General features: G+C 60.1%; 6 protein-coding genes and 1 pseudogene. 1 reads left to right on the forward strand and 6 read right to left on the reverse strand.

Annotation, left to right across the window (positions count from 1 at the left end; translation table 11 throughout):
• Window positions 1-56 precede the first annotated feature (56 nt).
• Window positions 57-263 (forward strand): annotated as a pseudogene (locus AX750_RS10930) (type IV secretory system conjugative DNA transfer family protein); the annotation flags it as partial.
• 201 nt (window positions 264-464) lie between these two features.
• Here AX750_RS10930 and AX750_RS10935 read toward each other — a convergent pair.
• From AX750_RS10935 to AX750_RS25500, 6 genes are all read right to left on the reverse strand, one after another.
• Window positions 465-893 (reverse strand): MucR family transcriptional regulator, encoded by a 429-nt coding sequence (locus AX750_RS10935; RefSeq protein WP_066733943.1) that lies wholly within the window; start codon window positions 891-893, stop codon window positions 465-467.
• A gap of 66 nt (window positions 894-959) precedes the next feature.
• On the reverse strand, window positions 960-1475 hold the full coding sequence (locus AX750_RS10940) for a type II toxin-antitoxin system VapC family toxin (protein ID WP_082737549.1): 516 nt from the start codon (window positions 1473-1475) through the stop codon (window positions 960-962).
• Entirely contained in the window at window positions 1472-1765 is a 294-nt protein-coding gene (locus AX750_RS10945; protein ID WP_066733945.1) for a type II toxin-antitoxin system Phd/YefM family antitoxin, read from the reverse strand. Before AX750_RS10945 ends, AX750_RS10940 begins: the two co-directional genes overlap by 4 nt.
• Before the next feature lie 252 nt (window positions 1766-2017).
• Window positions 2018-2830 (reverse strand): hypothetical protein, encoded by an 813-nt coding sequence (locus AX750_RS10950; RefSeq protein ID WP_066733947.1) that lies wholly within the window; start codon window positions 2828-2830, stop codon window positions 2018-2020.
• Window positions 2831-3376: 546 nt separating this feature from the next.
• Window positions 3377-3730: a hypothetical protein gene (locus tag AX750_RS25495; protein ID WP_082735130.1), complete on the reverse strand. Its 354-nt coding sequence runs from the start codon at window positions 3728-3730 to the stop codon at window positions 3377-3379.
• 1 nt (window position 3731) lies between these two features.
• Window positions 3732-4418, reverse strand: coding sequence for a ParA family protein (locus AX750_RS25500; protein WP_082735131.1), 687 nt, complete (start codon window positions 4416-4418; stop codon window positions 3732-3734).
• Window positions 4419-4587 lie beyond the last annotated feature (169 nt).

The raw sequence follows: 4587 nt of genomic DNA on the forward strand, positions 1-4587 counted from the left end.
GTTCCCGGTCCGTCCAACTAAACGCGGTTTAGCGAACAAACCTTGAGGTGCCCCCGACCATGAGCCGCGCGCTCGATTCCGAAAAGTCAGGTATTTCCTACGGCGAACAGCACGTCGCCCGCCCACTCATGACCCCCGACGAGGTCCGCAACATGCCACAGACCGCCCAGATGCTCTTCATCGCGGGCCACCGCCCCATCATCGCCGGCAAACTGCGCTACTATTCAGATCGCGAGTTCGAAGGCATGTTCGACCATGGCTGACGCGCGATCCTGAGGCGCTGGGGCGATTAAAGCAGGCGGACCGGCGCTATGCAAAGCGCGCTCGCCTCCGGGCCGGCGCGGCAAAGCCGCGAGCACGCCTATCATCACGCGAAACAACGCCGAATCCCGTGACAGCCAAGCCAAACAGACGTTCAATTGGTCCGTCGAGCACGCGAACACTCCCGACTGACGTGATCCATCTCAAGTCTTGGCCCGCGCTCGTGCGCTTGCGGCTCCCTTACGGCCCAGCCCCATGGACTTTGCCAAAGCCGAGCGCGCCTCCGCATAGTTCGGAGCGACCATCGGATAATCGGCCGGGAGATTCCATTTTGCGCGGTATTGGTCGGGCGTCAGGCCGTAGCTCGCGCTCAGATGCCGTTTCAGGGATTTGAACGCTCTGCCGTCCTCGAGACAGATGATCGCGTCAGGCGTCATCGATCGGCGGATCGGCACGGCCGGAACCAGCGGTTCCGCCGCAACGGGCGCAGGCGGGCCCACCAAGCTGGCGAGCGCGGCATGGGTGCTCGCGATCAGCCGCGATAAGTCGGTCGTCGGCAGGTTGTTGCGCGTCACATGGGCCGACACGATCGACGCCGTCAGCGCAATCAACTCTTCATTGTTGTCAGACATTGAAACTCCTCGGTGATGGAAGGAACGCTAATCCAGTCGAGCCGCGATTTTTTCGATCTGGCCCGCTCATCGCTGGCCGACCGTCGTCAGTCGCGACAGAAGATCGGACGCCGTCATGTCTCCGGCCGGCTTCTCCTGGCCGGACGCCGTCGTGTACCGACCCGTCCAAGGGTTGAGAATGGGCACGCCAGCCGCCACGAAATGCGTCTCGTCGCGGCTCACGACGATCAAGTTGCCAACAGCCGCCGTAGCCGCGATGAACAGGTCGAGCTGCCCGAAATTGTGCCCCCGCCGGCGACCGGCCTCCAGCAACATCCGCCACCGCAGGATGACGTCCTCGGTCAGAGGCAGCGTGCGGCTGAAAAACAGAGGACGTAAGGTGTGCGCTAGCCAGTCCGACACGACGGTGCGGCGCTCGGCGTCGGGAGCCTGCTCGATTCCGAAACGGATCTCGGCGAAGGTCACCTCCGACACGAACAAAGTCTCTTCCGGCTGGGCGGACACGAACCCGGCGACCGCCTGGTCGGGCCGCGGCTTCCGCAGCTCCGACAGTACGTTGGTGTCCAGCAGAAAGCCGTTCACACCTCGACGTCCCGGACCGGCCCGGAAATGAAGGGCCGCTCCAGCATGATGTCGGCCAAGGGCGACGCGGCCAAAGCCTCGACCAGGCGACGCCCGGTGTGACGTTCCCGCTCGCGGTCATAAGATTCGGCCGAGACGATCACGACCGCATCCTTGCCGTGCAGCGTCACGCGCTGTGGCCCATGCTCGCGCGCCCGCTTCACGACCTCGCTGAACCGCGCCTTGGCGTCCTGAAGGCGCCAACGCTCGCCGAGGCCGATCGTGGTCTGCTCGCTCCGATTGGATTTCATCAATTGCTGCCCCACTGGTCACCGTGACTAGAATATGCGCCCGGACACCAGATTTGCCAAGGTGATCCCCCATCCTTTGCTCGATCGTCAAACCGAACGGCCGCATGCACACCGCGCATGTCTCCTTCCGCGAAATCGCGAAACTCGACCGAAATCCTTTGGCTTTTTCGAAAAGCCAATTGCGAGGGTGCCGTTTGCTCAGGTGGAGCAGAATCGAGCTTGAAGTCGGCCGCGAGGCGGCGCTGATCGCCGTCAGGCGACGGCCGTAGGCCGCCCGGAGGGTCTTTGCGCCGCCTCTGTTTGCGGTCGTCCGCTTATAGAAGAAGCCGATCTGGATAGATCGGTGCCCGTGGGGCCCATTTTTCTAGACCCTATCTTTCGCGAGGATTTGCTACCTGCCGTCTGCGCTCGAAACGGCAAGGTCCCATCTTCGCGCTCGGCGTTGATCGCGTGGCGGCGGACCTTGCCGCCGATGATCAGCCAGGCGTTCCAGGCCTGCGAGATGATGCGGATGACTGAGGGTAGATGCGGGCGCCCTTCCCTCTTGCGAAACTGCGTGCTGATCAAGAACAGCCGCTCGGCGATCCGGATGGCGTTGCGCGCCAGCGCGATGCAAACGCCGGCGCGCGCCGCGATCTCGCCGATCGTCAGAGCGCAGGTGCCGCGCCGGCTCTCGACCTCGTCGGCGATAATCCGCATCACCGCGAGCTGGCCCGTCGTGAACTTCGCCGCAATCTGCGGCGGCATGGGCCCTGACGCTGCCAGCCGTCGCCGGCGCGCGATCGAGCGCTGGCGGTCGGGCGACTTCGGCCGACGCTTCGGCGGGAAGATGCTGTTCTGCCCATCCAGCGCCCGCTCGAGCGCCGCCGTGGGCGCGCGCACCGCGACCCGGTCCTGGCCCCTCACCTGGCGCTTGCGCGCCTCGATCGCCTCGCTGAACGCCTGCGCCTGCTCCTCCGTCAGAGCATTCGCGCCAAAGGCGCTCCACAGATCGCGGGCAATTTCGTCCAGGCGCGACAGCGTACGCACCTCCGCGATTACCCTCGACATCTCGACTGCGAACATGGCCCGATCCTTCAAGGCTGGGCCGCGTCGAACTTCCCTCCAAGCTCATCCCGTGCAGGCACAGATCCGCGATCGGACCCCATTCCCCCTCGCCTGTGCGAAGGGCATAGATATCCGTTCGCAAACCAAATGGTTTGCGTTGACAGAACGATCCGGCTGTGAGAGATTTTAAGCCGTTCTACGGGCGGCTCTCACAGCCGTCACAAAAGGCCTTCAGCTCGCCAAAGCTGGGGCCTTTTCGCTTTTCAGGGGTCAGCGCGGACTGGTTGCACTTTCCTCTGGCATGTATGCCGCGTGAATAACGGCCTCCATGGCTTCTCTGCGTGATTTGAAGCGTCCCGTCGCTATCGCGCTGTCGATCGCCTTCCGAGCAAGCTCGTGGACGAAAACAGTGGTCTCATAGAATCCAGCCTCGTGCCGCCGTGATCGAATGGCAGCCATACGGGGAGCGGATTTTTGCAGCGACGCGGACACTAGAATCACCCTCAAAGCACTAGTGACGATGTGCGAGTCATACGATTCTTGCAACCCAGAAAATCGACAGGCCTATTTCGCGCCGGAGAGCTCCCGCTCGAGCAACATCACTGCTTCTTCGAGCGTTTCACCAAGGCCCCATCCCTTACGGTCAGCTATCCGGCAGAAGGCCTCAATGGTCTCGGGTCTAGCTTTCAAATTAAACTGTGCGTTGCGTCCCGTACGCCGACGCCGATCGATTTTGTGATTGACCGTCACTGGCAATTTCGGTTCGCGGCTTTTGAACCCGATAGCCTCGGCCATTTGCATGGTCGCTTCCTTAGGTGGCCTTGGAACACTGTTCTTCTTGGTGGCTGAGTCCCATGCCTTGGGATCGAACCCATCCAACTCTCCGCCAAACCCCAAGTCCGGGCGCTCATTGGTCATGTCAGGCTACCTTCTCGTCTTGAGTCGATTGCTTCAGCTTTGCGATAACCTCGCCTGCAAACTCGCGTGCATTCTCGCGGGCTTTTTCGAGGTTGCTGACATTTCGAGGATCAAGCGACGCCAAAGTACCGCCGAAATCGAATATATCTCGAAACGCCGCTCGCTCGACGATTGGAGTGATGAACACGTCGACTCCGCTTTTCGCAAGCTGCTCTTGAACGTTGCGCAGGGAGCGTGAGGTCACGGCAGCGCTTGTCCGCGTTAAGAGAACGCTATGCGCAATCCGGCGACGCGCCATCCGCTCTTGGTTTCGAATAAGCCGAATTGTTTTTGCGCCACCCTTTGCATCCATTGCTGAACCTTGGGTTGGAATTATAACAAGATCGGCCATTCCAATCGTATTGGCGACCATAAGACTGGCCGTTCCTTCCAAATCGACTATAACAAATTGAGAATCGCGCGAAGCATCATCGATTTGATCGACTATCGTATCTTCAGTCGCATTTTTTATTATTTTAATATTATCTGGTTTCCCTTTCAGCTCACCCCACTGAGATATCCATCTTTCGGGATCGGCATCGATTATGGTGACTTTGGCACCCTTCGCTGCCAGTTCCGACGCGAGCAGAAGAGCGGCCGTGGTCTTACCCGCTCCCCCCTTCGGGTTTGCAAATGCGATTGTTGGCATGGGCGAATCCTTCGTTTGGCGCACTTTAGATATCGAGTAGCTAACAGATAGCTACCAATATCAATTCATATTAGCTAGCTACTTGATAGCTATCTAGTAGCTAGCTGATATCAAAGCCGCTTTTTTGACAGTTCTTTGCCTTGGGCTGTCTCTTATACACATCTCCGAG

This window comes from Methylobacterium sp. CCH7-A2, from assembly GCF_001557075.1.
Taxonomy (GTDB): Bacteria; Pseudomonadota; Alphaproteobacteria; order Rhizobiales; family Beijerinckiaceae; genus Allobosea; species Allobosea massiliensis.